Source organism: Bacillus sp. TH17 (genome assembly GCF_016651125.1).
GTDB classification, from domain to species: Bacteria; Bacillota; Bacilli; order Bacillales; family Bacillaceae_G; genus Bacillus_A; species Bacillus_A mycoides.
On sequence record NZ_JAEKEN010000001.1, the window covers coordinates 4,048,468 to 4,073,208 of the forward strand.

Sequence of the window (24,741 nt, forward strand, 5' to 3'; positions counted from 1 at the left end):
CTTCAGTGCCTCTCCTTCTCTTTCGTTCAACATACAATTTTTATCTACACAGCTCACGTAAATCAGCAAACAGGCGATCTGCTTCTTCCCAAGAAGATGCTTTTGCACCAGAAGCCATCGGATGTCCTCCGCCATTATATTGCATTGCTAACTTATTAATAACTGGTCCTTTTGAACGAAGACGAACACGAATAACATCATCTTCCTCTAAAAATAGAACCCATGCCTTTAATCCATCAATATTACCAAGTGCTCCGACAACACCAGATGCTTCAGTAGAAAGTACATCAAACTCTTCTAGTACCTCTTTCGTTAATTTAATGTACGCTGCGCCTTCTTCTACCATTGTGAAGTTTTGTAAAATATAACCATTTAAACGAGCGATTTTTTCTTTTGTCTTATACATTTCATTGTATAAATCTGTGAATTTTACATCCATGTCAACAAGCTCACTTACGTAACGAAGTGTTTTCGCTGTTGTATTCGGGAATAAGAAACGACCTGTATCCCCAACAATACCCGCTAAAATAAGACGAGCTGCTTCTTTCGTTATCTGTAATCCTTTATCTTTTCCATAACTGTAAAACTCATAAATCATTTCACTTGTAGAACTTGATGTCGTATCTACCCACGTAATATCTCCGTACGGATCTTCATTCGGATGATGATCAATTTTAATTAACATCTTCCCTTTTGCATAGCGTTGATCGTCAACACGTTCTTGGTTCGCAGTATCACATACGATAACAAGTGCATCTTCATATACACTATCTTCAATATCATCCATTACTCGTAAAAATGATAAAGAAGGCTCGTTGTACCCAACCATATAAATATTTTTCTCTGGAAACGATTCTTGCAGAATTGTACCAAGTCCGCACTGAGAACCTAACGCATCTGGATCCGGACGTACATGACGATGAATAATAATTGTATCAAACTCTTTAATTGCTCCTAAAATTTGCTCATGCATATGTATAATCTCCTTTTTATTCAACTTCTTCATTTTATCCCGCATTAACGTGTAGTAAGACTCCTACCTCAAAAGTATTAAAAACAATGGGGCAAAATTAATTTGGAGCCTGGATGCACGTAAAAGCCCGATTGGTGAGGGCTAATAATTAGTATGTGGGATCTCCCCACACTAATTAAAGTTTCACTTTATCCCCCATTATAACGGAAAACATTTCATACATGCGAACAATTGCTTTATAATAAAAGTTAGAAAGTTTAGATTTTTCTTTTTTCTAAATTGTTATTTTTATACCAATCGATGGGAGCGTGTATTATGCCAGTATTCGTCTTTTGTATTATCATCTCATTTGTGTTGTACCTCTTCTACAAAACAAAGTTCTTTCGTACAAACCGTCCAATGGAGAAAGGTTGGCTCTCAGGAAAATCCGCAATGGCACTCGGCTTATTCGTCCTATTCTTTGGGATAAACCAATTCTTTTTAGAACTTTCAACTGCACGCATTATCGTTGGTGTTTTGTTTATTTTACTTGGCAGCGCGAGTACATTTAATGGATTCCGCCAATATAAACATTTTCTACCATTAGCAGTCAAAGAAGCCGAATCTTATAAAACAACGTAAAAAAGCATCAACATTGTGATGCTTTTTTACGTCCCTTCACTTTCAAAATCATATATGCAACAAACGCAGATGGTATATTAAAGGGATTACCTTGCACGTGAAAATGTAATTGTTCTTCTCCAAAAGACATCTGTTTGTATAGTTCTTGCTGAGATAATCCTGTTCGTTTCTTTTTTTCATTTAATCCTTGTAAGTATAAGTATTGAATTGGTATCATCACAAGGAAATAAAAGAGTGCGATACCACCAAAAAAGAGTAATTCTGATGACATATTGCATCCCCCTTCCGACATCCATTATCTTACAATCTAATTATATCATAGTATACAATCTAAGTGAATTAATATTCTGTTTTTTCTAATTATACATTCATCTCTCCTTATATATATTTCCCGCTAAAACTCTTCCACATCTTTAACAACAGCTTCCAAACCCAATAAAACAAAAAAGATGGAACAAACCAAAGCGATTTGTTCCACCTTTTTATTTATCGATTAACTGCACCATAAGTAATGCTTTCCCGACAACATTACCTTCATGATGTACTTCTACATCAACCTTACCAAATTTACGGCCAATTTCTAATACTTTCGGATGAACCGATACAACATTATCAATTTGAACCGGTTTTACGAAATAAATTGTTAAGTTCTCAACAATTGAATCGCTCTTCTTCTGCGCACGAATGACGCGGTTTGTTGCTTCTGTCACAATTGTTGTGAATACACCGTAAGATAACGTCCCGATTGAATTCGTCATTTGTGGTGTCACTGAAAATTGATATAAATGCTCATTTTTTGCTTCTTTCGGCGTCATAAATTGATTCGTTACAATGTCATCAATCGTTTCACCAACTTGTGGTTGACGCTGAATCATTTGCAGCGCCTGAAGTACATCTTGACGACTAATGATACCTTGCAATTTATTTCCATCCTCCACAACAGGAAGTAATTCAATACCTTCCCACACCATCATACGTGCTGCAGCTGCGACGGACATTTTTCCATTTACCGTAATAGGGTGTTTCGTCATAACTTTATCAATCGGTGTTTCTTTCGCAACACCAATCATATCTTTCGAAGTTACGATACCTAACACCTTTTTATTTTCATCCACAATTGGATAACGTCCATGCATCGTCTCTTCATTGTACTCATGCCATTTCTGCACTATGTCACTAGGCTTTAAATATAGTGTTTCTTCAATTGGTGTTAAAATATCTTCAACTAGTACAATTTCTTTCTTAATAAGTTGATCATAAATTGCACGGTTAATTAACGTTGCGACCGTAAATGTATCATAACTACTCGAAATAATTGGCAATTTCAATTCATCTGCTAACTTTTTCACATGCTCTTCTGTATCAAATCCACCTGTAATTAATACAGCAGCCCCTGTCTCTAATGCTAATTGATGTGCGTTCGTACGGTTACCGATAATAAGTAAGTTCCCCGCTTCTGTATAGCGCATCATCGCTTCTAATTTCATAGCCCCAATAACGAATTTATTTAACGTTTTATGTAGTCCTTCTCTGCCCCCAAGTACTTGGCCATCGACAATGTTAACGACTTCTGCATATGTCAGTTTTTCGATATTCTCTTTCTTCTTTTGCTCAATTCGAATTGTTCCGACACGTTCAATTGTACTAACATACCCTTTATTTTCTGCATCTTTAATTGCACGGTAAGCGGTCCCTTCACTTACACTTAGATCTTTCGCAATTTGCCGCACAGAAATTTTATGCCCTACTGGCAGGCTATTAATATGTTCTAAAATTTGATTATGTTTGGTAGCCAAATGGTTTCACCATACTTTCTTTTCCCTAAATTCTTCATGTGTTGTATTTTCAGTATACTATATTTCCAAAACTGTTACACTCTCTCTTTGTATGTCTGTACTATTTTTTTTATAACAAAATGCTCCTTACATTACACCAGTCATTCTATTACAACAATGTAATGGTATCGTCATCTAGTTCGATGGTTTGTCCACACGCTTCAATATACAATTAAGACAAGAAATGAAACAAAGGAGCGAATACATTATGAAAAAATTTTTAGAGGTTGTAGGTGCTGTATTTTTAGCTTTCGTAGATGGGAAAAAAGTTGCGATGGAATTGAATGAAACACCTGAACAGCCACTTCCAAAAAGAAAAGAATCACCAAAACAAGTGCAAACTTTAAAAGCTGTACTACACACGTAAAAAACCCTTCACTTGTCTTTTCACAATGAAGGGTTTCTTTTTTATAGTGTAATACTTTCTCCAGCTTCTAATACTTTCCCTGTACAATTTTGTAGCTTTTCTACAAATTGATATGGATCTTGTTCGATAACTGGGAACGTATTGTAATGCATCGGTACAACCGTTTTCGCACCAATCCATTTTGCAGCTAAAACAGCATCTTCTGGCCCCATTGTGAAATTATCACCAATTGGTAAAAATGCTACATCAATATTATTAAGTTCTCCAATTAACTTCATATCAGAGAATAAAGCAGTATCTCCTGCATGATATACCGTTTTCTCCTCTGCTGTAAACAAAATACCAGCTGGCATACCTGTATATGTAATCGTCTTATTTTCTTCATCAATATAACTAGAGCCGTGGAATGCTTGAGTAAATTTCACTTTTCCAAAGTCAAATTCATGTGAACCACCAATATGCATTGGTTGTGTATTTACACCTTGCCAACTTAAAAATGTCGCCAGTTCAAATGGTGCTACAACAACTGCATTATTTTTCTTCGCAAGCTCTACTGTATCTCCAACATGATCACCATGACCGTGAGATAAAAGAATTGCATCAACTTTTACATCTTCAGCCTTTAAATCTGTTTTCGGATTTCCCGTTAAAAATGGGTCAATTAAAATAACTTTTCCATTCATTTCAATCTTTACAACTGAATGCCCGTGATACGATACTTTCATCATTACATTCCTCCCCTATTCACATTCACACTTTTTATTCTACATGATTTCTCAATTCCCTGTCTTTTCTAACATCGATTTACTTGTCATAACGCTTTCGTCCGATGTAAAGTTATATTTGTAATTAAATATCTCGGGGGTGCCAATCGATGAATGCTAGATTAGAAAATTTAATGCAATGGCTAAAAGAAAAAAACGTAGAAGCTGCGTTCTTAACTTCTACACCGAACGTCTTCTACATGACAAACTTCCACTGTGAACCACATGAAAGACTACTTGGTATGTTTGTATTCCAAGAAAAAGAGCCTATTTTAATTTGTCCTAAAATGGAAGAAGGCCAAGCACGTAACGCTGGCTGGGCACATGAGATTATCGGATTTACTGATACGGACAGACCATGGGATATGATTGCAAAAGCAATTAAAGATCGTGGTATTGATGCAAATGCAGTTGCAATTGAAAAAGAGCATTTAAACGTAGAACGTTACGAAGAATTAACAAAGTTATTCCCAAATGCAGCTTTCAAATCAGCTGAAGAGAAAGTTCGCGAGCTTCGCTTAATTAAAGATGAAAAAGAACTTTCTATTTTGCGTGAAGCAGCTAAAATGGCAGATTATGCTGTTGAAGTTGGTGTAAATGCAATTAAAGAAAATCGTAGTGAGCTAGAAGTATTAGCAATTATTGAGCATGAATTAAAAACAAAAGGCATCCATAAAATGTCATTCGATACGATGGTATTAGCAGGCTCAAACTCTGCTCTTCCACACGGTATTCCAGGTGCAAACAAAATGAAACGCGGCGATTTCGTACTATTTGATTTAGGTGTAATCATTGAAGGTTATTGCTCTGATATTACGCGTACAGTAGCATTTGGTGATATTTCTGAAGAACAAACTCGCATTTACAACACTGTACTTGCTGGACAACTACAAGCAGTTGAAGCATGTAAACCAGGCGTTACATTTGGTGCAATTGACAACGCCGCTCGCTCTGTTATCGCAGATGCAGGTTATGGAGACTTCTTCCCACACCGACTTGGTCACGGACTTGGAATTAGCGTACACGAATATCCAGATGTAAAAGAAGGCAATGAGTCTCTATTAAAAGAAGGTATGGTCTTCACAATCGAGCCAGGTATTTACGTACCAAACGTAGGCGGCGTTCGTATTGAAGATGATATTTACATCACAAAAGACGGATCAGAAATCTTAACGAAATTCCCGAAAGAATTACAATTTGTGAAATAATAAAAAAGGTAGCGTGATCGCTACCTTTTTATTAAAGAAGGCCCTTTAAAAAGTGCCTTCTTCTATCTCACTAATATTTATTTGAAATTTCACGATCCAAACTGAGAAAAGGTGGACAAGAAGCGCAAACGCCATACATGCTCCGCTTAAAAAAGTTAGTATAGGATGCGAATACACGTGCCCTAATCCATAGGATATCGCCACGAAAAACATTGTTATGTAAATATAAATTGCTCCATGTATTTGCCTCATATAAACCTCCTTTTCCCATATTATAACATAAATTTTCTGATTATTCACATTAATTAATTGTAATCAATATTTCTCAACTGTTACGCCTCTTACAGCCGCCTTAATATATGGTGCTCCTTGTAAACCTTGTAAATCCTCTGTTTTCCCTGTTACAACTACACCGTATATTGGTAGGTCTTTTGGTTTCGTGTTTTTTATTTCTTTATAATATTGTTCAAAATAATCACTTGGTATACCTTCACTATTTTTTGCTAAATACTTCATTTGGTATAGAAATTCTTTTGAGTTTATTGTTAAATCGTTTTTCAAAATAAAAAGCACATCTATTTTGATGCGCTTCTCTCCAACATACTATTCTATTATTTCATTACTTCCTTCACAACATCTTGAATCATAACAACTTCTGTTTTCATATCAACAGACGGTGTTTCTTCATCAATACATTCATACCAAAACGCTAAGTGCTTTTTATCAATTTCATGATGAGAATTTTCGACAAGAGCCCCGCCTTCTCCTTGCACAGAATACCAATATAAGTACTCTTCTCCATCTCTTATTTCCCGGAAAATTGTCTCTACATACATCTTTTCGTCGTTTAATGTCAAAAGCACTTCTTTCATATTATCATTAAGAAGCTGCATCCATTCGTCTACCCGATGACTTTTACCTGGCTTGACTTTGAATCTTGTTAATTCTACGTTCATCTTTTATTCCCCCATTTTCTTGCGGACAAACAAAACATATTCTACTGGATTATGGAAGCTTAATTTACTAGCTAATTTTTGCGAGGGAATATTATCTACATTACAATCCCAGCATGGTGTAATATGATTTTGTATACACTGTTCAATGAAACGTGTTGCGACAGCTTGAGCTAACCCTTTCCCTTGATGTGCTTCATGTGTTGCAATATCAATTTCAGCAAAACCATTCCCTCTAAATATTGAGACGCATTCGGCTACAATCATCCCATCTTGTTCTATACAAAAACCAAAGCCGTTATTTAAAAACACTTCTTTTGATCCCCAATATTCTTTGTAATAATCCTCTGTAAATTCATTACTTCGTTCTATATCACTTTTATCAATACGTTTAATTTCATATGTATTTTTGTTTAATTCTATTCTTCTGTCTTCAAAAACTTCTCTTTGAAATTGAAATGTCATTCGTGGGATGTTCCGAAATGCATTACTAAAGTACTCTTCAATCATCATTTCCCACTCTTCACTCGAAGTGAACAGTGTAAATCGTTTCTCTGTTTTTTCAATAGCCATTTTTAAATACGCAAATAAATATTCGTTATAATTTTGATCATCCGTATCACCAAATAAATAATAGATACCATTAGCTGTACGAATTAGTCCTGCTGTTAACTTCTCGTTTGCAAAAACTTCACCATCTATCATTTGATCACATACCGCATGAGCAAAGGTTGTTGTCCTTGTATGACCTTCTAAAATCGGAAGGATTTTTCTATACTGGGCTACAGATAATGTTTTCATAATTGCTCCACTTTAATCGTATCCGCCTCTATATTTTCAAAACAAAGATTTACCGTTCTCTTGAATGCTCTCGTTCTATGGATCGTGCATGCTGGAATTAAGATAGAATCATTTGGCTTTAAAACCGCCGTCTCTCCATCTTCAAAATCGATAAGTAGTTCTCCCTCTAGCACAATAAATAATTCATCCGAATTAGAATGATAGTGCCAATCATATTCACCAGTAAATACGGCGATTCGTAAGCAATGATTATTTACATTTGAAACGACGAAGTTTTTATGTTGTTCTTGAATGTCCTTTGTTAATTCTAATAAATTTACAGTTTCCATCTTTCGTCCCACCCTTTCATTAGTCGTTCTTCTGAAAAACTAACTTAGTCTCCACCACCTCCGCAATCTCCCCCACCATCACTTGAGCTGCTACAATCGTTGCTACTGTAGTCACCAAATCCACTTGATGAGCTTGAATCGGATGAAGATTTTTTCTCTTTTTCTTTTCCTATCTCTCTTACTTTCATAACTAGGCCATACTTTATGAAAGAATATAACGAATAAGACTAATTCTATTACAACAAGGATAAAAACTAGACTACTCTCAATAATATTAGGAGTTATCTCAAAACTGTAAAACAGTCCAAATGAATACATACACAAAATCACATACAGAGCCATACAAATATACCGAAATGTTTTTTCTATCATAATGACTACTTTTTTTGAAAGAGGTATGTTCTGTTCCTGTTTTTTCTTTATATACTTTTGTCTTTTAGCTTGCTTTTTCTTCCTATTTTTACTCCCCATTGAATCTCCTCTATCGACTTTCATTTTTCATTTAATTCCAAATTATCACAAAAAACAACATCATAACAAGCAATATTTCTCGTAAAGTTTCATTTACTTTTTGTAAAGTTTTATTTACTTTTTACCTAAAAATGGATATTATAAATGTAACAAATTTACAAAAAGGAGACTTTGTATATTTGATTAAAAATAAAGTAAAACAATTCCGCGTCGTTAGAGACATCACCCAAGAGCAATTAGCTTCCTCTGTTCAAATCACTAGACAATCCCTCATCGCTATCGAGAAGAATAAATACAACCCAAATTTAGAATTAGCATTGAAATTATGTGAGTTTTTCGGCTGTAAAGTGGAGGATTTATTTCAATTAGATAAGACTGGGGAGGAAAAAAATGAAAAATAATTTTAATCAAGAGTTCATTTCGCATCTTACCATTTTATTGTTAGGTTCAACTTTTCTTTATTTCAATAGTAATGATGAAGAAAAGATTAGTTCTGTCCTTCTATTCACTGGCGTATACATACTCTTAGCCTTAATACTATCCATAGTGAAACGAATATTCTTTAAGAAAAAGAAGCACGATTCCGAGAAATATCCATTCCCTGAGATGGATGAAAGAATCGAGAAGATGAGTTTAAAACTTATGGCGCAAATTTTCGGCCTCTCTCATTTAATCGGTTCTGCGATACTATTTATTTTATATATCACTGACAAAAATTCGATGATACGAGTTGAGTATGCCTTGTATTATTTGTTTGGTATTCTTTTCTTTACAATGATGTTCGGATTAAGAATTGTAAAGAAACTAGACAATTAGCCTAAATAAAAAGCCCCTCCTTACAAAAGGAGGGGCTTACATGTATTTCTATTATGATAAAGCAGGAGCTTTTTCAAGAAGCTCTTTTGCATCTGCATATTGTAAGCTGTGCGCTTCTGCAACTGCTTCGAATGTTACGTAGCCATCTAATGTGTTAATACCTTTTAATAATGCAGTGTTGCCTAGGCAAGCTTCTTTGTAGCCTTTGTTAGCAATTTGTACTGCATATGGTACTGTTACGTTTGTTAATGCAAGAGTTGATGTACGTGGAACCGCACCTGGCATATTTGCAACTGCATAATGAACAACACCATGTTTCTCATAAGTTGGGTTGTCGTGAGTTGTAATACGGTCAGTTGTTTCGAAAATACCACCTTGGTCAATCGCGATATCTACAACGACAGAACCTGGTTCCATTGATTGAATCATTTCTTCTGTTACAAGTTTTGGCGCTTTTGCACCTGGGATTAATACTGCACCGATTACAAGGTCAGATTCTCTTACAGCTTCTGCAATGTTATACGGGTTAGACATTAACGTTTTCACTTGGTTTCCGAAAATGTCATCTAATTGACGAAGACGTTCTGCACTTAAGTCGATGATTGTTACATCTGCACCTAAACCTACTGCAATTTTCGCTGCGTTTGTACCAGCTTGACCACCGCCGATAATTGTTACTTTACCGCGTTTCACCCCTGGAACACCTGCAAGTAAAATACCTTTACCACCTTTGTTTTTCTCAAGGAACTGTGCACCGATTTGCGCAGACATACGACCAGCTACTTCACTCATAGGTGCAAGTAATGGTAAAGAACGATTGTCTAATTGTACTGTTTCGTATGCAATTGATACCACTTTGTTATCAATTAATGCTTTCGTTAATTCTGGCTCTGGAGCTAAGTGTAAGTATGTGAATAAAATTAAACCTTCGCGGAAATAACCGTATTCACTTTCAACTGGCTCTTTTACCTTCATAACCATATCTTGATTCCATGCTTCTTCAGCAGTTTCAACAAGTTTCGCACCAGCTTGTACGTATTCTTCATCTGTAAAGCCTGATCCTACACCTGATCCTTTTTGAACAAAAACTTCATGACCATTTTGTACTAAATGTACAGCTCCCGCTGGCGTCATTGCCACGCGGTTTTCATTGTTTTTAATTTCTGTTGGAATACCGATACGCATTATTAGTTCCCCCTTGAGTTATGAAATGACCCCTGAATCATTTTTTAAAGCGCTTTCTATACTCTTATATTCTAACATAATATCTCAATATTTGACAAAAAAATAATACAAGTTTTCCGATAGATTTAATCTTACATGAAAGGACAGTATTATCCGTACCTCTCAGTATAAAGGATAAACTGTCCAATTATTCGAAACTTCACTTTATTTAATTCTATCGATGTCTATGAATAACATCAACAGCGCCTGTTACTTCAATAATCGTGCCAGTAATCATATCAGAATCGTCCTCACATAAAAACGAAATGGTTCTTGCGATATCTTCCCCTGTTCCAGATCTACCAATTGGTGTGTTACTACCTTTCAGATTTCGTGCTTCTTCAATCGTTGCCTCTTTCATTTCACCAATTATATCACCAGGACATACCATATTCGCAGTAATACCGTATTCAGCTTCTTCGTATGCGACTGTTTTCGTTAAAGAAACAAGTCCGACTTTCGCAGCTGCAAAGGCTGAACGATAAATCCATCCAGGCGCGCTATCTGCCCCTTGAAATCCATAGTTAATAATACGGCCAAATTGCTGGTTTCTCATAATCGGTACGACAAGTTTTAATAAATGAAACACCGCTGTTAAATTACCCTGGATCATTTCATTCCATTCGTCTTCTTCGTAATCGACTAATTTTTTCCTTTCAAATACGTAAGGACCAGCATTATTAATTAAGAAGTCAATTTTGCCAAAACGGCTCATCGCTTCTTCTACTATTTTATGTAAATCTTCCTTTTTCGTGACATCAGCTTGCACGAACTGTAGACGTTCTTCCATATTTTTATATGTTTCTTTCATTGTTTCCATAGCACCTGTATCGCTATGATATGTTACTGTTACTGAATATCCTTTAGCCAATAACTTTTCTGTTACTTGCTTTCCTAAACCTTTCGTACCGGCTGTAATGAGCGCGTGTCTCACAAACATGCCTCCTTTTAAATTGCTATACTCCATATGTAACAAGTTCTCGCTTCAATTACAACTAAAATGAATTAAGGCAAAGTTTTCAAAATTCTGTAACGTTTCCGACAAGCACATTACCAAAATTTGTTTTATAATAAAGTTGTAAACGGTAATAAAAATGATTGGGAGGAATTTACTATGAATAATACATATACAAATATTTTAATTGCGGTGGACGGTTCTAAAGAAGCAGAAAAAGCCTTTAAAAAAGCAATTCAAGTTGCAAAACGAAACAACGCAACATTAACAATTGCTCATATCGTTGATGTAAAAGCATACTCAGCAGTAGAGGCTTATAGCCGCGCAATTGCTGAACGTGCAAATCTATTTGCAGAAGACTTATTAGAAGACTACAAAAAAACTGCGCTTGAAGCTGGTCTTGAAAAAGTGGAAACTGTATTAGAATTTGGTAATCCTAAATCTAAAATTTCAAAAGAAATCGCTCCAAACCATAAAGTGGATTTAATTATGTGTGGTGCAACTGGTTTAAATGCTGTAGAACGTTTCCTAATTGGTAGCGTCTCTGAACATATTATTCGCTATGCGAAATGCGATGTCCTTGTTGTTCGTGGTGACGAGGAGCAAGGTGATCTTTAATTTATAAATAAAACACCAAGTCCACATAGGCTTGGTGTTTTTCATTTCACAAACTTCACTATAAATACAAGACAAGCTACAACAACGGTATCTGCCAACACATACGACGGAAGGAATTTCAAAGACCATAACGCCATCATTATCGTCGCAACAGTTAAGTACGTTTGCTTTGCATCTTCTGTCATTTTTTTACGAAGTAAGAAAACATACACATAACCGATTGGCGGCGCAATGAAGCAAAGAACATATATAATTTTTGATTTTAAATACCACTTTTGTTCGCCAAGTTTCTTTATGTCTTCTTCTATTCTCTTACTCTCTTGTTCTCTCACTTCTTCTTCAATCGGATCTTCCTCTTCTCCTCGCCTTTCTTTCATATAAGGAAGAAAGTGCATGAAAAAATAACATGCAAATACGATTGTCCAAAATTCAATATCCAATCTTTCTAGTGGAATATGCTCGCTAAAAAATGCAGCAGCAATCACTAAAGAAAAACAATACGTTGTCATCCAAAATGAACGTTTTCTCTTTTTCCGTCCTATTTCTTTTTTATCTTTTACTTCTTGTACTTTCTTTTTTCTAGAAAGCCATTCAGAAATACAGCAATCTACTACAAATAAAGTAAAGATAAAGATTGCTATATGCATTGTTGTTACATTCTCAAATGAAAATACTTCTGGGAATGCAACGTGTAATACAATTAGCGTGTACAAAATTAACCCTACAAAATAAAGTGAAACTTTAATCAGTGGGGTTTTGTTCATCCCCCACTGATTATTAGTTGAACCAATCGGGCTTTTACGGGCAGTTGATCCCCCACCTAACTTCTTTGCTTTCGCTGAATTTTGAGGTGGGGGTCTTACTGCCCGTTAATGCAGGATAAATACGTCTCATCTTCCATTCCTTTCTCATTTCCTAACATTAGGCTAACATACATTTTTTAGAAATAGACGGACAAAATATATGTGTTTAGAAAAGGAGGATGCTACATGGATGATTATGAACGTATTATTTTAGATGTGAACGGTACAGAACTCGAAATGTTAAATACGATTCGCGAGCATTTTAAAGAAAAACATGGTGTTGAACTAAGTCACGGTGCATTACTTAGAGATTTAATGGATATTGAATACATTCGAATTACAGAAGATCGACACAAGTATGATTAATCAATGAAGCTTTAAGCCTAGAGCATATTGTTCTAGGCTTAATTAAATCCATACAAAAAGGTAAGGTACTTTCTAAAAAAGCACCTTACCTTCTATATCATATATCATTTAACTTCCAACAAACTCTATTGCTAACCCCTTCGCTTTCTCCAAAGCTTTTTCAATTTGCTCAAATCCTGTCCCGCCAGCACTGTTACGACGCTTTACAGCTGCATAAGGTGAAAGAACTTCATATAAATCTTCTTCAAATAACGGACTCATTTCTTTATACGTTTCAAGTGGTACATCTAATAAATAGATTCCTTTTTGCGTACAATGAAGAACTAGTTTCCCGACAATTTCATGAGCTTGACGGAACGGCAGTCCCTTGCTTGCTAAATAGTCGGCAATTTCTGTTGCGTTAGAGAAATCTTGCGTCACAGCTTGCCCCATTTTTTCTTTGTTTACAGTCATCGTTTCAAGCATGCCTGCCATAATATGAAGGCATCCTTCTACTGTTTTCACTGTATCAAACATTCCTTCTTTATCTTCTTGTAAGTCTTTATTGTAAGCGAGCGGCAATCCTTTCATTACTGTAAGTAAACTGAATAAATTACCGTATACTCTGCCAGTTTTGCCACGAATAAGTTCCGCCATATCCGGATTTTTCTTCTGCGGCATAATACTGCTTCCTGTTGCGTATTGATCGCTCATTTCAATAAATTGAAATTCTTGACTACTCCATAAAATAAGTTCTTCGCAAAAGCGTGATAAGTGCATCATAAGCATAGATGAGTTACTTAAAAACTCCAGTATGAAATCACGATCACTCACCGCATCTAAACTATTTTCATAGATTCCATTAAATCCAAGAAGCTCCGCACTATATTCTCGGTCAATCGGGAATGTTGTACCAGCTAGTGCTCCTGCTCCTAATGGTGAAATGTTAATACGCTTTAACGAATCTTCATAACGATTCACATCGCGCTCTAACATCCAAAAGTAAGCAAGAATATGATGCGCAAATGAAATCGGCTGTGCACGTTGCAAGTGCGTATAGCCGGGCATAATTGTTTCAATGTTATTTTCCGCTTGATGAACAAGAACAGTTTGCAATTGTTTTGTAGCTTTTATAATATCTTCTACTTTTTCTTTTAAATACAAATGCATATCTGTCGCTACTTGATCGTTACGGCTTCGGCCTGTATGAAGTTTCCCTCCTACTTCACCGATTCTTTCAATTAACATCTTTTCAATATTTAAATGAATGTCCTCAGCCTCGACTGAGAAATTCAATTTATTTTGTTTCGCTTCCTCTAGTAAATATTGAAGCCCTATCTTTATTTTCTCTGCTTCTTCTTTCGTAACAATGCCTTGCTTTGCTAACATCGTTACGTGTGCGATACTCCCTTTTATATCTTGATTTACTAATTGTTGATCAAAGGAGATGGATGCTCCAAACTCTTCAACCCACGCTTCCGCTTCTTCTGTAAAACGTCCGCCCCAAAGTTTGCTCACGCTTCCACCTTCTTTTGATTCACTTGGCTGTATACTTTCGTAGGTAAACCGAATAATGAAATGAATCCAACTGCTGCATCATGATTAAATTCATCCTGGGCAGTATACGTTGCTAATTTTTCATCGTATAAAGAGTACTCAGATTTACGCCCTTCTACAATCGCATGACCTTTAAATAATTTCACACGCACTGTACCTGTTACATTTTTTTGCGTTTCTTGTAAGAAAGTATTGAGCGCTTGTTTTAAAGGTGAGAACCATAAACCGTTATAAATTAATTCTGTTAGTTTTTGCTCAATCATCGGTTTGAAATGAGCGACCTCTTTCACAAGTGTTAAATCTTCAAGTTCTTTATGCGCTGTTATTAATGTCATTGCCGCTGGGCATTCGTACACTTCACGAGATTTAATACCGACAAGGCGATTTTCTACATGGTCGATACGTCCCACGCCATGTTTTCCAGCTAAGGCATTTAACGTTTTAATTAGTTCTGAGAGTGGGTATGCAGTGCCGTTTAAAGTCGTCGGTACTCCTGCTTCAAATCCGATTTCTACAAACTCTGGTTTATTCGGTGTATCTTCTAATGCTAATGTCATCTCGTATGCTTCTTCTGGCGGCGCTGCCCATGGATCTTCTAAAATTCCACATTCGTTGCTGCGTCCCCATAAGTTTTGATCGATTGAAAAAGGGCTATCTAAATTAATTGGAATCGGTATATCATTTTCTTTTGCATATGCAATTTCTTCTTCACGTGACCATTTCCATTCACGTACAGGCGCAATAACTTCTAAATATGGATTCAACGCTTGAATAGAAACTTCAAAACGAACTTGGTCATTCCCTTTCCCTGTACATCCATGTGCAACTGCACTTGCGCCTTCCTGCTCTGCAATTTCTACTAATTTTTTTGCAATAAGCGGACGAGATAATGCAGAGACAAGAGGATATTTCCCTTCGTATAACGTGTGAGCTTGCATCGCTATCAATGCATATTCATTCGCATATTCTTCTTGAACATCAATCATATATGATTTAATTGCACCTACTGAAAGTGCTTTTTCTTTTACAAACGCTAAGTCTTTACCTTCCCCTAGATCTAAGCAAAGCGCGATAATATCATAATTCTTCTCTTGTAACCATTTAATTGCAACGGAAGTATCAAGACCTCCGGAATATGCTAATACAACTTTTTTCTTCTCCATTTTGCATCCCCCTAAAGAATAAATATTCATCTTTTCTTATAATAATCCAAACTTTATCACCTTTCATAAAATGAATCAAGGGGAATTTATAAAATTTTTTCAAACAATTTCGTCGAACTTCTTTCTTTTTTTATGTAAAATAGAGGAAGGAAAATGGAGGGGTGTCTATGAAAAAGTATTTTATATACAATGAACATCTAGGAATTGAAGTACCGAACATACAAAAAAAATGGGAAGACATCTCTGAACAAGCGCAGCATTCTATTTTATTAAAATGGGAGCAAATTCGCGGAAAAATACCTGATCGCATAAAGGAACTTGAGCACCATATTAACGCTAAACAACACCACTTAAATAACGAAGAAGACTTCGAAATTTCTTGCAGGCTAAATTCAGAAATTGCCGATCTTGCTTCAATTATTAACGATCTTTGGCTTTGGTATCGTCTAACCCAAAACGTATCTGAGGGAAAAGCACACCAATGAAAAAAGCATGCCCCTCAATTAATTCGGGTCATGCTTTTTTGTCGTAACACGATTTACAATATATTTCTTGTGCTGTTTTCGCCAAACACACATCAAACGGACCAACTAATATACTTCTTTCTTTTGGCAACTTTACAAAAGCAACTAGCTCTTCTTCATATTGAATCTTTTTCTGACATGAAACACATTTTAATTCTTTTCTTTTAAACATGTCTTTTAGCATATCTCCATTCTCCCCCTCATCTATCTATATTAATATACTCTCATAATAGTTAGAGCTTGTAAAAAAATGACACATTCCGAAACAAATTATTCATATACTATGTACAAAAGGAGGTCTCAAACTTATGCGAGCTTTCATTATTATCGCTTTAACTTTTTTAAGTATCATTAGCTGGGATGCATTTTTTAAAGATAAAAGTGATGAGAACAATACAATTGAATAAAAACCCTTCTTTTCTTACTTATTGGACAAACTTCTAAAAGTTGTCCAGTTCTACGAAATAACTTAGGCTTTTCTACAAAAATATTTAAACATAACATTTTTTGTAGATTCTCTTCGGTTATTGTCGGTTTCCATCCGCATGTATTTTTTGAAAGTATGATATAATAATATAAATCTTGAAGGAAGGGATTTTGATATCATGATCGCTCGAAGGAGCATGTGGCATCGTATTGACGAATCATACACGTAGCGTATTTTTCAGCTCAGATACTTTAGTCTAGCGAAAAAAATACGAGAGTGGGGAAATTATGATTGCCCGAAGGATAATTTGGCAAAAAAAAGACTCTTCTTACACATAGCGTTTTGTTTAGGACTTAATTGTTACTAGCTAAACAAAACAAAGAAGAGCAGGATTGCTAAATGAAGAATCCTACTCCCCGTTTTGTTTAGTCGCTTTAAGACTTAAACTAAAACGAAGGTAGGGAGAATTGATGGACGAGAGGATTATTCGTTATTTCTTCAGCGACATATAGCGTAGTTAGTTTTTTTCGTAAACTAACTGAAAGCTACATGTGAGCTCGTAGTTAGTTTACAACACCAAAAGGACTACTAACTACGGAAAGAAGGAATAACGATGAGGAACATCCAAAGTCGACAAATTATTAAAGAAGTTTTTATGGTTTTAATCGGTTCATTTATATTAGCAGCAGCGCTATATCACATTCACTTCCAAAACCACTTAACAGAAGGTGGCTTTGTAGGTATTGCACTATTCATCCAAAATTTTTATGATATTTCACCGTCTATTTCAACTGTAGTAATGGATATCCCTATTATTTTACTATGTGCTTCATTTTTAGGTAGAAAAATGGTTGGCTATTCATTCTTAGGTTCACTTTCATTCGGAGTATTTTATTCCCTTATGGAAAATTATTCTCCTTTTACGGTAGATTTATCAAATAATTTATTTGTAGCTGCAGTAGTTGGCGGTGCGTTAGCTGGTATTGGACTCGGTTTTATATTGCGATTTGGCGGTGCAACCGGTGGAGACGATATTTTAACAATTATATTAAGTAAACGAACTCGGTTTACAATTGGGCAAATTTTCTTCGTCTTTGACGCGATTGTTCTTGCGCTTTCATTATATTATTTAAATTGGACAGAAATTGCTTTTACTATTCTTTCGATTGCCGTACAGGCAAAAACATTGGATTTAATTTACTATCCAAAAACAGAAAAGAAAGCAGCAAAGCAACCCGTTTCTATTCCAATATCCAAAAAACATGCGACAAACTAAAAAGCGAAAGGCTTCGGCCTCTCGCTTTTTTCATGCTCTCTTTTCTTTTTCTAATATGTAGCGTACTTGATAAAACTTATTTGCAAATTCAGTAACATTCCTCGTTAAGCGATAGTTCACTGTAGAGCCAATCGCCATTCCGAGTACAGGAATGCCTTGGAATACTTTACGACGAAGAGCATAAATCGAAAACGTCTTCAAAATTTGTTTTAACACAACCTCAGTAGAAGCTGGCTTTAATACTGCTTCGTCTCCTTCATAGAAGAATGAATCCTCTTGTTCGAGTTCTCTCAGTAAATTGTACCATGCATATTGCTGAAGTCTCGCCGGCAATAATGCTGCATGGAATACCTTTAACGCAAGCATCATTTCATACGGCTTGTTCACATCATGCCCAAATGATGTCGCAACAAGTTGGACAGCCTTCACATTTAACGCAATCATAACCGGAAAATCAGCCGTTAATAATAATAAACCACCAGCACCAGTTGCTCCGCCTTGTACGAATGAATATAGACGATGACGTGCTGTTTGCTGCTCTGCTATGTATGTTAATTGATCAATAGATAACGCCTTCAAATCTTCAAGTTGCTCAATTGATTCATCAAATAATCTCGATGTTCCTAAAATACGATTACGTGCATCTAGCTGTGATTGTGAACTTTGAATAAGTGCATGCAAATGAAAGAGCCATCCATCTGCTTTCGTAAAAAAGTCTTTTCGTTTTTTCTCAGGTAGTTTTGCAACTGTAGTATGCAACCACTTATCAAATATCTTTTGAAAATCGGTCGCTTCTTGCTCTACTAATTGCCCTTCCCACTCTTTTATATTGTCTAAAATGGCTTGTTCTCGCTTCGATCGCATCACAACAACCACCTCGTTCGATTTTTTCCTATTGTAACATATTTCCGCTTGTTCTTTGCAAATATGCTTGTCTATCTTTATTCACATACCATTTTTTAGTGACATAAAATATTAGCAAAAAGGATGAGATGAATCACATGAATCTATCCAATATAAAAAAAGAATATAATGCAGTATTCAGCTTAGGACAAAACTGCTGGCCTGCTTGGGCTTTATATCAATTCGAATTATCACCATTTTTTGGTGTTATCGATTTTATGCTAAGCCCTTCATTAGAAAAAGTGAATTTATTATTACAAAATCGATTTGACCGTTTTTTACAGTTCGAAAACTTATCCTTCATCTCATTTTGGGATGATGATGCGAAATTAAGACTCCGTGACAACCTATATGAAATCGACTCCTGTCACGACTTTAAAACAGATGTAAACACACCAACATCCTGGCCTTCTTATACAGAAATTAAGTTAAACTATGAGCATCGAATTAATCGTTTTCTAACTACAATCGAAACGGCAGAATCCACATTGTTTATTCGAACGGGAGGAACATACGAAGAAGCACGTTCCTTGGAACAAATTTTATCTCAAATAGTTAAACATACATTCTCTGTCCTATTACTCATTCCTGAAGATGTACCAACTATCGCCCAAGAAGATTGGGGATTACAAAATATTTGTGTTATAAAATGCCCAGTGATGGATATATACCAGTACAATGAAGCATTTTGGAATGACTTATTTAATGGCATCACAATTCGGCCAAACGCTTAAATACACGTCACCTTTTATCACACCCTGCCTTATAATCATCCTTATACAAAATAAATAAGGAGTAATTATATATGTATCCACGTGCAAAAGCTTTTGGCATTGCTATACATCACGGTCGCCTTCTCGTACAAGAATATCATACAGGCGACGAAACATATTACCGACCTCTTGGCGGATCAATTGAACTTGGTGAAAAATCAGCACATACTGTTATTCGCGAATTTCAAGAAGAGCTTCACACAGAAGTGGAAATCACCAATTATTTAGGCTGCTTAGAAAACATCTTTCATCTAGATGGAGAAATTGGTCATGAAATCATTCAGCTATATTCTTTACGCTTATTAGACACATCACTATATGAAATGGAAAAAATGAATATACAAGATGAGCAAACCGTATCGTATGCGAAATGGATTCCCATTACAGCTTTCATTCAGAAGGAAAAAGTGCTATATCCAGATGGAATTTTAAACTATATCCAAAAGAAAAAAGACGAAATCCTATAGGATCTCGTCTTTTTTTATATAGTATATTAACCAATATCTCCAAGACGTAATACGTCACGAGCAATCATAACTTCTTCGTCAGTTGGAATTACGATAATTTTTACTGGAGAGTGCGGGAAGCTGATGAATGCTTCTTCACCGAATACGTTATTGCGTTTTACGTCGAAGTATACGCCCATGTACTCAAGGCCTTCTAATACGCGCTCACGAATAATTGCACTGTTTTCACCTACACCAGCTGTAAAGATGATAGCGTCAACGCCTTTCATACGAGCTGTGTAAGAACCGATGTATTTATGGATACGGCTCACGAACACGTCAAGTGCTACTTTCGCACGGTGGTCGCCTTCTTCTTCTTTCGCAATGATGTCACGTAGGTCACTAGAGTAACCAGTAAGACCTAACATACCACTCTTCTTGTTTAATACGCTAACTACTTCTTCTACAGTTTGGCCTGTTTTTTCCATGATGTATGGAATTAACGCAGGGTCAATGTTACCAGAACGCGTACCCATTGTTACACCAGCAAGTGGAGTGAAGCCCATAGAAGTATCGATAGACTTACCGCCTTCTACTGCTGCGATACTTGCACCGTTACCTAAGTGACAAGAAAGTAGGCTTAAGCTTTCAAGTGGACGACCTAATAATTCAGCCGCACGCTCAGTTACGTATTTATGAGAAGTTCCGTGGAAACCGTATTTACGGATGCCAAATTTCTCATAGTATTCATATGGTAAGCTGTATAGGAATGCAGATTCCGGCATTGTTTGGTGGAATGCTGTATCGAATACTGCTACTGCTGGTACGTTTGGTAGTACTTCTTGGAATGCTTTAATACCAACAAGGTTTGCTGGGTTGTGAAGTGGTGCTAAATCGCTTAATTCTTCGATATCAGCTAATACTTCAGCATCAATTAAAACAGAATCAGCAAATTTTTCGCCGCCGTGTACAACACGGTGACCGATACCGCCAATCTCATCAAGAGATTTTACGATTCCGTTTTCAGTTAATTTCTTAAGAAGCATGTTAACTGCTACTGCATGATCTGGGATGTTTGTAATTTCTTTTTGTTTTTCGCCATTTACAGTAATTGTGAAGATACTATCTTCTAAACCGATACGTTCTACTAAACCTTTTGTTAATACTGTTTCACTTGGCATTTCAAATAATTGGAACTTTAACGAAGAGCTTCCTGCGTTAATCGCGATGATTTTTGACATCTAGTCTTTCGCCCCTTTTTCTCTTGGTAGTTGTGTGGATCATTCCACAAACCGCTCGATTTTATCTAATTAAATTCACTCATTATGAAAACGTTTCATCATTAGTAAATTTTATACTCACGATTTTAATTTAAACATCGTCCGACATATATTTCAAGTGAAAAAATTGTAACACCAAGAAAAAAATATATTACAGATTTCAAAAAAATTCAGTTAAATCTTATATATATTAAAAAACATTACATATCCTATAAAACTGTACTACATTAATTACTAACCCTGTTACATATATATCGTATTATTTATGTGTTGCAAACCAAGTATTCAATTGATCCATAATATTCTCCATAGCCTTCATGTTAGAGAATTTAGGTAATTCCACTAGTAGTGCCTGTTTCGGCATTGTTACACCTTGGCCTTTCTTTTGGAGAACAAATATACTTTTTGCATTTTTCTCGTTTTTAAACATGGAAACAGGAAGCTGTAATAATCCTTGAATAAAACATGTCTCTTTAATGAATGCATGTAGCTTTGGCGCTTGATCACTTTCAAAAATGAAGTTTGGTACTAAGAAGAATAAATACCCGCCTTCTTTCGTATGTTTCACACTTTGTTCAATAAATAAGTGATGTGCATATGACATTCCTTCATTTGCTTTTAATGTATATTCACTTGCAACAATTTCATTTGGATAATAACCAATTGGTAAATCTGAAACGACTGCATCAACTGGATCAATATAAAGTGGTGCTACTCCATCTTGGTGGAAGAATTCGATTGCATGCTTTTGTAAATTTGCATTTACTAAAGCAAGTTTAATTAACACCTCATCCACTTCTACACCAAATCCACTCATTGTTAGTTCTTCTTTGGCGCTATTAAACAATGTAGTCATTAAGTTACCAGTTCCAATTGCAGGGTCTAAAACAGTAATTTCTTTTTGACCTTGCATAAACTTATGGAATAAGTAGCTCATGAACATTCCAACTGCATCTGGCGTCATTTCGTGATTCGCTTGTACGCCCTCTTTCATTCCTTTTAAAATGGCTAGCTGAAATGCTTTACGAATTTCTTCCCCTTTATATGTTTCTTCATTAAACGTACTATATTCACGATTCAACCGTTCAATTGTTGATTCGGATAATTCCTCTTGTAAAATCGCTCCTTCAAACAAGTTATCACCTGTTTCTACAAGCGCCTCTAAATATGTTACATCTAATTCTTTACGTAAAACTACCGTAGAAGAATCAAAAATAGAAAATAATGTTTCTACTGCCTGACTCACGTACATTCCTCCTTCTCTCTTTTACACATAACTTATATCATACCATAATCTAAATTTTTCCCAAAAGAAAAAGCGACCTCTTGCAAAGAGCTCCCCTTCAAGTTGTTTATGATGTAACGTCTTTTCTCATATATTGGTTCAGTTAACAATACATGAGAAAAGACGACCTCTTCTAAAGTAAAACTTTAATGAGAGGTCGTCTTCATTTACATTACTTCGCAGATTTAGCTGCTTCTAATGCTGCTTCATAGTTTGGATGGCTTGTACCTTCGCCTACGTATTCTGCGTAAACTACTTTGTCATTGCTATCTACTACGAATACTGCACGAGCAAGTAAACGAAGTTCTTTCATTACTAAGCCATAAGCTTCACCGAATGAAAGGTCACGGTGATCAGAAAGTGTTACAACATTTTCTAAACCGTTTGCTGCACACCAGCGTTTTTGAGCGAATGGTAAATCAGCGCTAATTGTTAATACTTTCGCGTTTTCAATACCTGCTGCATCTTCGTTAAAACGACGAGTTTGTGCATCACATACACCTGTGTCGATTGAAGGTACAACACTAATTAATTTCACTTCACCTTTGTATGTTTCTAAACTTACTGGAGATAAGTCATTTGCTAATACTTGGAAGTTAGGCGCTTGATCGCCAACTTTAACTTCTGTTCCAACTAAAGTCATTGGGTTACCTTTAAAAGTTACATTTGCCACTTAAAAATCCTCCCTTATTTTAAACAAAATATGTACAATGTAAATGATAGTTTGTCCCTATCGATAATGCAAATAAAATCGCTTTATTTACAAAAAAATTAAAGAAGCTAATCCACTGATCAGCTTCTTTATTCGTTAAATTTGAAATTCAGGATCATCTTCTTTTCGTTTATCCATCATTTCTTTCACTTTATCAACAGCTTGTGGCGCTAATTCAATTATTTTATCGATGACGTGTGTTTGCTTATCTAAGTGTAATACTTTCACACCTTCTCCATTTATAACAAGAAAGGCAACAGGATTAATAGAAACTCCTCCACCACTTCCCCCGCCAAATGGATGACGGCCTGAATGTTCTACTTTACCAAATTCACTTCCACCAGCAGCAAATCCAAAACTGACTTTCGAAACTGTAAGAATTACACTTCCATCTGCCGCTTTAATTGGGTCACCAACAATTGTATTTACATCAGTCATTTGTTTTAAATGCTGCATTGCGGTTGTCATTAAACCTTGAATTGGATGGTCCATTCTATATCCCCCCTATGCTTGAACAGATTTTTCTGTCATACCAGATCTTTGCTTTCTCATAAACACGAGTAATTTTATCGCTGTTTTTACAGTACGGAATATACGAAAAGATGCTGTTAACTCGCATCTTGATGCAAATCCCTTTCCTTGAAAAACAGGGGTAATTTCAAATTCTGGTATGTCGACAATATGCATATATTGTCCTACAACTCCAGCAGCCATTCCTTTTGTCCCCCATGCATATCCAGTGACAATTCCAGTACTAGCCGCGTCGCCTGCTCCAATTTGCGTATGCCATTTCCAACCATTGATTTTCACTCTTTTGAGAAAATCTTTAACAATAGTATGAACGTCTTGAAGCTTTTTTATCAGTTCCCCTATACTATCAAGTTGTGCCATAATTTTATTATCTATTCCGCCGTCCTCTTCAGCTTTTTTAATTTTTTGTCCTGTCTTCTTCTGCTGTTTTTCAATTCTTTCCAATACATCAAACGTATATCGAATCATCCATATTTTCACTTGAAATAAACATTGTTTTTCCATTTCTGAATATAAAAACGTCACCTTAAGCGATATTTTCGATAATAGTATAAGCAAAATAAAAAGTAGAAGAATTATCATTCCAATTACGAGCCACTTCATTCGTACCATCCTTTCACTCCATACCCATTATCGACAAGTTTATTCATCATTAAACAGACTTTGATAAAATTGAATATAGAAATTTTTCTAAAAATAAAAAGGAATTTTGACAATTTATATCGAAATATACTATTTGAACATATCATCCAGAAACATACTCTAACGATATGTAGCACTA

Annotated in this window: 31 protein-coding genes and 2 pseudogenes; 11 read left to right on the forward strand and 22 right to left on the reverse strand. The window is 35.7% G+C overall.

What is annotated here, in order from left to right; all coding sequences use genetic code 11:
- Positions 1-40: 40 nt before the first annotated feature.
- Entirely contained in the window at positions 41-973 is a 933-nt protein-coding gene (locus tag JFT95_RS20695) for a DHH family phosphoesterase (RefSeq protein WP_012261810.1), read from the reverse strand.
- 315 nt (positions 974-1,288) lie between these two features.
- Between JFT95_RS20695 and JFT95_RS20700 the strand changes: the two genes are divergently transcribed.
- Positions 1,289-1,594 (forward strand): YtpI family protein, encoded by a 306-nt coding sequence (locus JFT95_RS20700; protein ID WP_002088950.1) that lies wholly within the window; start codon positions 1,289-1,291, stop codon positions 1,592-1,594.
- 7 nt (positions 1,595-1,601) lie between these two features.
- On the opposite strand, the gene JFT95_RS20705 is transcribed toward JFT95_RS20700, so the two are convergent.
- Together JFT95_RS20705 and JFT95_RS20710 are read right to left on the reverse strand one after the other, a co-directional pair.
- On the reverse strand, positions 1,602-1,865 hold the full coding sequence (locus JFT95_RS20705; protein WP_002034294.1) for a DUF3949 domain-containing protein: 264 nt from the start codon (positions 1,863-1,865) through the stop codon (positions 1,602-1,604).
- A gap of 211 nt (positions 1,866-2,076) precedes the next feature.
- Positions 2,077-3,390 carry a DRTGG domain-containing protein gene (locus JFT95_RS20710; RefSeq protein ID WP_002034295.1) on the reverse strand — a complete coding sequence of 438 codons (1,314 nt, stop codon included), beginning with the start codon at positions 3,388-3,390 and terminating at the stop codon, positions 2,077-2,079.
- 247 nt (positions 3,391-3,637) lie between these two features.
- On the opposite strand from JFT95_RS20710, the gene JFT95_RS20715 reads away from it, so the two are divergent.
- A complete protein-coding gene (locus JFT95_RS20715) occupies positions 3,638-3,796 on the forward strand; it encodes a hypothetical protein (protein ID WP_186321013.1) in 159 nt (52 codons plus the stop codon).
- Positions 3,797-3,837: 41 nt separating this feature from the next.
- Here JFT95_RS20715 and JFT95_RS20720 read toward each other — a convergent pair whose 3' ends face one another.
- Entirely contained in the window at positions 3,838-4,521 is a 684-nt protein-coding gene (locus JFT95_RS20720; protein WP_201053680.1) for a metal-dependent hydrolase, read from the reverse strand.
- A gap of 149 nt (positions 4,522-4,670) precedes the next feature.
- Here JFT95_RS20720 and pepQ point away from each other — a divergent pair, with 149 nt between their 5' ends.
- The gene (gene pepQ, locus JFT95_RS20725; RefSeq protein ID WP_002143359.1) at positions 4,671-5,768 is read left to right on the forward strand and encodes a Xaa-Pro dipeptidase; all 1,098 of its coding nucleotides are present in this window, start codon (positions 4,671-4,673) and stop codon (positions 5,766-5,768) included.
- Between the two features lie 45 nt (positions 5,769-5,813).
- Here the strand turns inward: pepQ and JFT95_RS20730 are convergent, their stop codons facing one another.
- The 6 genes and pseudogenes from JFT95_RS20730 to JFT95_RS20755 all read right to left on the reverse strand — a co-directional run bounded on the left by JFT95_RS20730 (position 5,814) and on the right by JFT95_RS20755 (position 8,322).
- A complete protein-coding gene (locus JFT95_RS20730; protein ID WP_002088956.1) occupies positions 5,814-6,020 on the reverse strand; it encodes a hypothetical protein in 207 nt (68 codons plus the stop codon).
- A 63-nt stretch (positions 6,021-6,083) separates the two neighbouring features.
- Positions 6,084-6,329 (reverse strand): annotated as a pseudogene (locus JFT95_RS20735) (anti sigma factor C-terminal domain-containing protein); the annotation flags it as partial.
- 50 nt (positions 6,330-6,379) lie between these two features.
- The gene (locus JFT95_RS20740; RefSeq protein ID WP_002034307.1) at positions 6,380-6,724 is read right to left on the reverse strand and encodes a DUF6176 family protein; all 345 of its coding nucleotides are present in this window, start codon (positions 6,722-6,724) and stop codon (positions 6,380-6,382) included.
- A gap of 3 nt (positions 6,725-6,727) precedes the next feature.
- On the reverse strand, positions 6,728-7,522 hold the full coding sequence (locus tag JFT95_RS20745; RefSeq protein ID WP_201053140.1) for a GNAT family N-acetyltransferase: 795 nt from the start codon (positions 7,520-7,522) through the stop codon (positions 6,728-6,730).
- A complete protein-coding gene (locus JFT95_RS20750; protein WP_002129379.1) occupies positions 7,519-7,851 on the reverse strand; it encodes a cupin domain-containing protein in 333 nt (110 codons plus the stop codon). Before JFT95_RS20750 ends, JFT95_RS20745 begins: the two co-directional genes overlap by 4 nt.
- Positions 7,852-7,895: 44 nt before the next feature.
- Positions 7,896-8,322 (reverse strand): annotated as a pseudogene (locus JFT95_RS20755) (hypothetical protein).
- Positions 8,323-8,453: 131 nt separating this feature from the next.
- Here JFT95_RS20755 and JFT95_RS20760 point away from each other — a divergent pair.
- Together JFT95_RS20760 and JFT95_RS20765 are read left to right on the forward strand one after the other, a co-directional pair.
- On the forward strand, positions 8,454-8,723 hold the full coding sequence (locus tag JFT95_RS20760) for a helix-turn-helix transcriptional regulator (protein WP_201053141.1): 270 nt from the start codon (positions 8,454-8,456) through the stop codon (positions 8,721-8,723).
- A complete protein-coding gene (locus JFT95_RS20765) occupies positions 8,713-9,138 on the forward strand; it encodes a hypothetical protein (protein ID WP_201053142.1) in 426 nt (141 codons plus the stop codon). Before JFT95_RS20760 ends, JFT95_RS20765 begins: the two co-directional genes overlap by 11 nt.
- A 51-nt stretch (positions 9,139-9,189) precedes the next feature.
- Here the strand turns inward: JFT95_RS20765 and ald are convergent, their stop codons facing one another.
- Both ald and JFT95_RS20775 read right to left on the reverse strand, forming a co-directional pair.
- The gene (gene ald / locus JFT95_RS20770) at positions 9,190-10,323 is read right to left on the reverse strand and encodes an alanine dehydrogenase (RefSeq protein WP_002015529.1); all 1,134 of its coding nucleotides are present in this window, start codon (positions 10,321-10,323) and stop codon (positions 9,190-9,192) included.
- Between the two features lie 214 nt (positions 10,324-10,537).
- Positions 10,538-11,329 (reverse strand): SDR family oxidoreductase, encoded by a 792-nt coding sequence (locus JFT95_RS20775; protein WP_201053143.1) that lies wholly within the window; start codon positions 11,327-11,329, stop codon positions 10,538-10,540.
- Positions 11,330-11,476: 147 nt separating this feature from the next.
- Between JFT95_RS20775 and JFT95_RS20780 the strand changes: the two genes are divergently transcribed.
- Positions 11,477-11,935: a universal stress protein gene (locus tag JFT95_RS20780; protein WP_001066676.1), complete on the forward strand. Its 459-nt coding sequence runs from the start codon at positions 11,477-11,479 to the stop codon at positions 11,933-11,935.
- 41 nt (positions 11,936-11,976) lie between these two features.
- Here the strand turns inward: JFT95_RS20780 and JFT95_RS20785 are convergent, their stop codons facing one another.
- On the reverse strand, positions 11,977-12,699 hold the full coding sequence (locus JFT95_RS20785; RefSeq protein WP_201053144.1) for a hypothetical protein: 723 nt from the start codon (positions 12,697-12,699) through the stop codon (positions 11,977-11,979).
- A gap of 225 nt (positions 12,700-12,924) precedes the next feature.
- On the opposite strand from JFT95_RS20785, the gene JFT95_RS20790 reads away from it, so the two are divergent.
- Entirely contained in the window at positions 12,925-13,104 is a 180-nt protein-coding gene (locus tag JFT95_RS20790; protein ID WP_002034316.1) for a hypothetical protein, read from the forward strand.
- 108 nt (positions 13,105-13,212) lie between these two features.
- Here the strand turns inward: JFT95_RS20790 and argH are convergent, their stop codons facing one another.
- Together argH and JFT95_RS20800 are read right to left on the reverse strand one after the other, a co-directional pair.
- Complete coding sequence (gene argH / locus JFT95_RS20795) at positions 13,213-14,601, reverse strand: argininosuccinate lyase (RefSeq protein WP_002143374.1); 1,389 nt, start codon at positions 14,599-14,601, stop codon at positions 13,213-13,215.
- Positions 14,598-15,803, reverse strand: a complete 1,206-nt coding sequence (locus tag JFT95_RS20800) for an argininosuccinate synthase (protein ID WP_201053146.1) — start codon at positions 15,801-15,803, stop codon at positions 14,598-14,600. The genes argH and JFT95_RS20800 overlap by 4 nt, the downstream gene beginning before the upstream one ends.
- A gap of 167 nt (positions 15,804-15,970) precedes the next feature.
- Between JFT95_RS20800 and JFT95_RS20805 the strand changes: the two genes are divergently transcribed.
- Positions 15,971-16,288 carry a radical SAM protein gene (locus JFT95_RS20805; protein WP_149190985.1) on the forward strand — a complete coding sequence of 106 codons (318 nt, stop codon included), beginning with the start codon at positions 15,971-15,973 and terminating at the stop codon, positions 16,286-16,288.
- 28 nt (positions 16,289-16,316) lie between these two features.
- On the opposite strand, the gene JFT95_RS20810 is transcribed toward JFT95_RS20805, so the two are convergent.
- Positions 16,317-16,511 (reverse strand): hypothetical protein, encoded by a 195-nt coding sequence (locus JFT95_RS20810; protein ID WP_002067549.1) that lies wholly within the window; start codon positions 16,509-16,511, stop codon positions 16,317-16,319.
- Between the two features lie 856 nt (positions 16,512-17,367).
- On the opposite strand from JFT95_RS20810, the gene JFT95_RS20815 reads away from it, so the two are divergent.
- Entirely contained in the window at positions 17,368-18,030 is a 663-nt protein-coding gene (locus JFT95_RS20815) for a YitT family protein (protein WP_002015542.1), read from the forward strand.
- 30 nt (positions 18,031-18,060) lie between these two features.
- Here JFT95_RS20815 and JFT95_RS20820 read toward each other — a convergent pair whose 3' ends face one another.
- Positions 18,061-18,894 (reverse strand): EcsC family protein, encoded by an 834-nt coding sequence (locus tag JFT95_RS20820; protein ID WP_201053148.1) that lies wholly within the window; start codon positions 18,892-18,894, stop codon positions 18,061-18,063.
- Between the two features lie 137 nt (positions 18,895-19,031).
- Between JFT95_RS20820 and JFT95_RS20825 the strand changes: the two genes are divergently transcribed.
- Both JFT95_RS20825 and JFT95_RS20830 read left to right on the forward strand, forming a co-directional pair.
- Positions 19,032-19,667 (forward strand): DUF1796 family putative cysteine peptidase, encoded by a 636-nt coding sequence (locus JFT95_RS20825; RefSeq protein ID WP_002129398.1) that lies wholly within the window; start codon positions 19,032-19,034, stop codon positions 19,665-19,667.
- A gap of 71 nt (positions 19,668-19,738) precedes the next feature.
- A complete protein-coding gene (locus tag JFT95_RS20830) occupies positions 19,739-20,173 on the forward strand; it encodes an NUDIX hydrolase (RefSeq protein ID WP_002138624.1) in 435 nt (144 codons plus the stop codon).
- Positions 20,174-20,199: 26 nt separating this feature from the next.
- Here the strand turns inward: JFT95_RS20830 and ackA are convergent, their stop codons facing one another.
- The 5 genes from ackA to JFT95_RS20855 all read right to left on the reverse strand — a co-directional run bounded on the left by ackA (position 20,200) and on the right by JFT95_RS20855 (position 24,572).
- A complete protein-coding gene (gene ackA / locus JFT95_RS20835) occupies positions 20,200-21,393 on the reverse strand; it encodes an acetate kinase (protein WP_201053150.1) in 1,194 nt (397 codons plus the stop codon).
- A gap of 298 nt (positions 21,394-21,691) precedes the next feature.
- Positions 21,692-22,678, reverse strand: coding sequence for a class I SAM-dependent methyltransferase (locus JFT95_RS20840; RefSeq protein ID WP_002143380.1), 987 nt, complete (start codon positions 22,676-22,678; stop codon positions 21,692-21,694).
- A 211-nt stretch (positions 22,679-22,889) separates the two neighbouring features.
- Complete coding sequence (gene tpx, locus JFT95_RS20845; RefSeq protein ID WP_002015549.1) at positions 22,890-23,390, reverse strand: thiol peroxidase; 501 nt, start codon at positions 23,388-23,390, stop codon at positions 22,890-22,892.
- 135 nt (positions 23,391-23,525) lie between these two features.
- A complete protein-coding gene (ytfJ, locus tag JFT95_RS20850) occupies positions 23,526-23,921 on the reverse strand; it encodes a GerW family sporulation protein (protein WP_000350005.1) in 396 nt (131 codons plus the stop codon).
- A 12-nt stretch (positions 23,922-23,933) separates the two neighbouring features.
- On the reverse strand, positions 23,934-24,572 hold the full coding sequence (locus JFT95_RS20855) for a DUF2953 domain-containing protein (RefSeq protein ID WP_061674746.1): 639 nt from the start codon (positions 24,570-24,572) through the stop codon (positions 23,934-23,936).
- Positions 24,573-24,741 lie beyond the last annotated feature (169 nt).

Bases quoted from the DNA above. Each gene is read 5' to 3' on its own strand.
- JFT95_RS20780 (WP_001066676.1), top strand. From the start codon at position 11,477: ATGAATAATACATATACAAATATTTTAATTGCGGTGGACGGTTCTAAA.
- JFT95_RS20815 (WP_002015542.1), top strand. From the start codon at position 17,368: ATGAGGAACATCCAAAGTCGACAAATTATTAAAGAAGTTTTTATGGTT.
- JFT95_RS20740 (WP_002034307.1), bottom strand. From the start codon at position 6,724: ATGAACGTAGAATTAACAAGATTCAAAGTCAAGCCAGGTAAAAGTCAT.
- JFT95_RS20790 (WP_002034316.1), top strand. From the start codon at position 12,925: ATGGATGATTATGAACGTATTATTTTAGATGTGAACGGTACAGAACTC.
- JFT95_RS20750 (WP_002129379.1), bottom strand. From the start codon at position 7,851: ATGGAAACTGTAAATTTATTAGAATTAACAAAGGACATTCAAGAACAA.
- JFT95_RS20715 (WP_186321013.1), top strand. From the start codon at position 3,638: ATGAAAAAATTTTTAGAGGTTGTAGGTGCTGTATTTTTAGCTTTCGTA.
- JFT95_RS20700 (WP_002088950.1), top strand. From the start codon at position 1,289: ATGCCAGTATTCGTCTTTTGTATTATCATCTCATTTGTGTTGTACCTC.
- JFT95_RS20800 (WP_201053146.1), bottom strand. From the start codon at position 15,803: ATGGAGAAGAAAAAAGTTGTATTAGCATATTCCGGAGGTCTTGATACT.
- JFT95_RS20820 (WP_201053148.1), bottom strand. From the start codon at position 18,894: ATGCGATCGAAGCGAGAACAAGCCATTTTAGACAATATAAAAGAGTGG.
- JFT95_RS20760 (WP_201053141.1), top strand. From the start codon at position 8,454: ATGGATATTATAAATGTAACAAATTTACAAAAAGGAGACTTTGTATAT.
- JFT95_RS20745 (WP_201053140.1), bottom strand. From the start codon at position 7,522: ATGAAAACATTATCTGTAGCCCAGTATAGAAAAATCCTTCCGATTTTA.
- JFT95_RS20785 (WP_201053144.1), bottom strand. From the start codon at position 12,699: ATGAACAAAACCCCACTGATTAAAGTTTCACTTTATTTTGTAGGGTTA.
- JFT95_RS20825 (WP_002129398.1), top strand. From the start codon at position 19,032: ATGAATCTATCCAATATAAAAAAAGAATATAATGCAGTATTCAGCTTA.
- JFT95_RS20830 (WP_002138624.1), top strand. From the start codon at position 19,739: ATGTATCCACGTGCAAAAGCTTTTGGCATTGCTATACATCACGGTCGC.
- JFT95_RS20855 (WP_061674746.1), bottom strand. From the start codon at position 24,572: ATGGTACGAATGAAGTGGCTCGTAATTGGAATGATAATTCTTCTACTT.
- JFT95_RS20775 (WP_201053143.1), bottom strand. From the start codon at position 11,329: ATGGAGTATAGCAATTTAAAAGGAGGCATGTTTGTGAGACACGCGCTC.
- JFT95_RS20695 (WP_012261810.1), bottom strand. From the start codon at position 973: ATGCATGAGCAAATTTTAGGAGCAATTAAAGAGTTTGATACAATTATT.
- JFT95_RS20730 (WP_002088956.1), bottom strand. From the start codon at position 6,020: ATGAGGCAAATACATGGAGCAATTTATATTTACATAACAATGTTTTTC.
- ackA (WP_201053150.1), bottom strand. From the start codon at position 21,393: ATGTCAAAAATCATCGCGATTAACGCAGGAAGCTCTTCGTTAAAGTTC.
- ytfJ (WP_000350005.1), bottom strand. From the start codon at position 23,921: ATGGACCATCCAATTCAAGGTTTAATGACAACCGCAATGCAGCATTTA.
- JFT95_RS20805 (WP_149190985.1), top strand. From the start codon at position 15,971: ATGAAAAAGTATTTTATATACAATGAACATCTAGGAATTGAAGTACCG.
- ald (WP_002015529.1), bottom strand. From the start codon at position 10,323: ATGCGTATCGGTATTCCAACAGAAATTAAAAACAATGAAAACCGCGTG.
- pepQ (WP_002143359.1), top strand. From the start codon at position 4,671: ATGAATGCTAGATTAGAAAATTTAATGCAATGGCTAAAAGAAAAAAAC.
- JFT95_RS20705 (WP_002034294.1), bottom strand. From the start codon at position 1,865: ATGTCATCAGAATTACTCTTTTTTGGTGGTATCGCACTCTTTTATTTC.
- JFT95_RS20720 (WP_201053680.1), bottom strand. From the start codon at position 4,521: ATGAAAGTATCGTATCACGGGCATTCAGTTGTAAAGATTGAAATGAAT.
- JFT95_RS20765 (WP_201053142.1), top strand. From the start codon at position 8,713: ATGAAAAATAATTTTAATCAAGAGTTCATTTCGCATCTTACCATTTTA.
- JFT95_RS20810 (WP_002067549.1), bottom strand. From the start codon at position 16,511: ATGCTAAAAGACATGTTTAAAAGAAAAGAATTAAAATGTGTTTCATGT.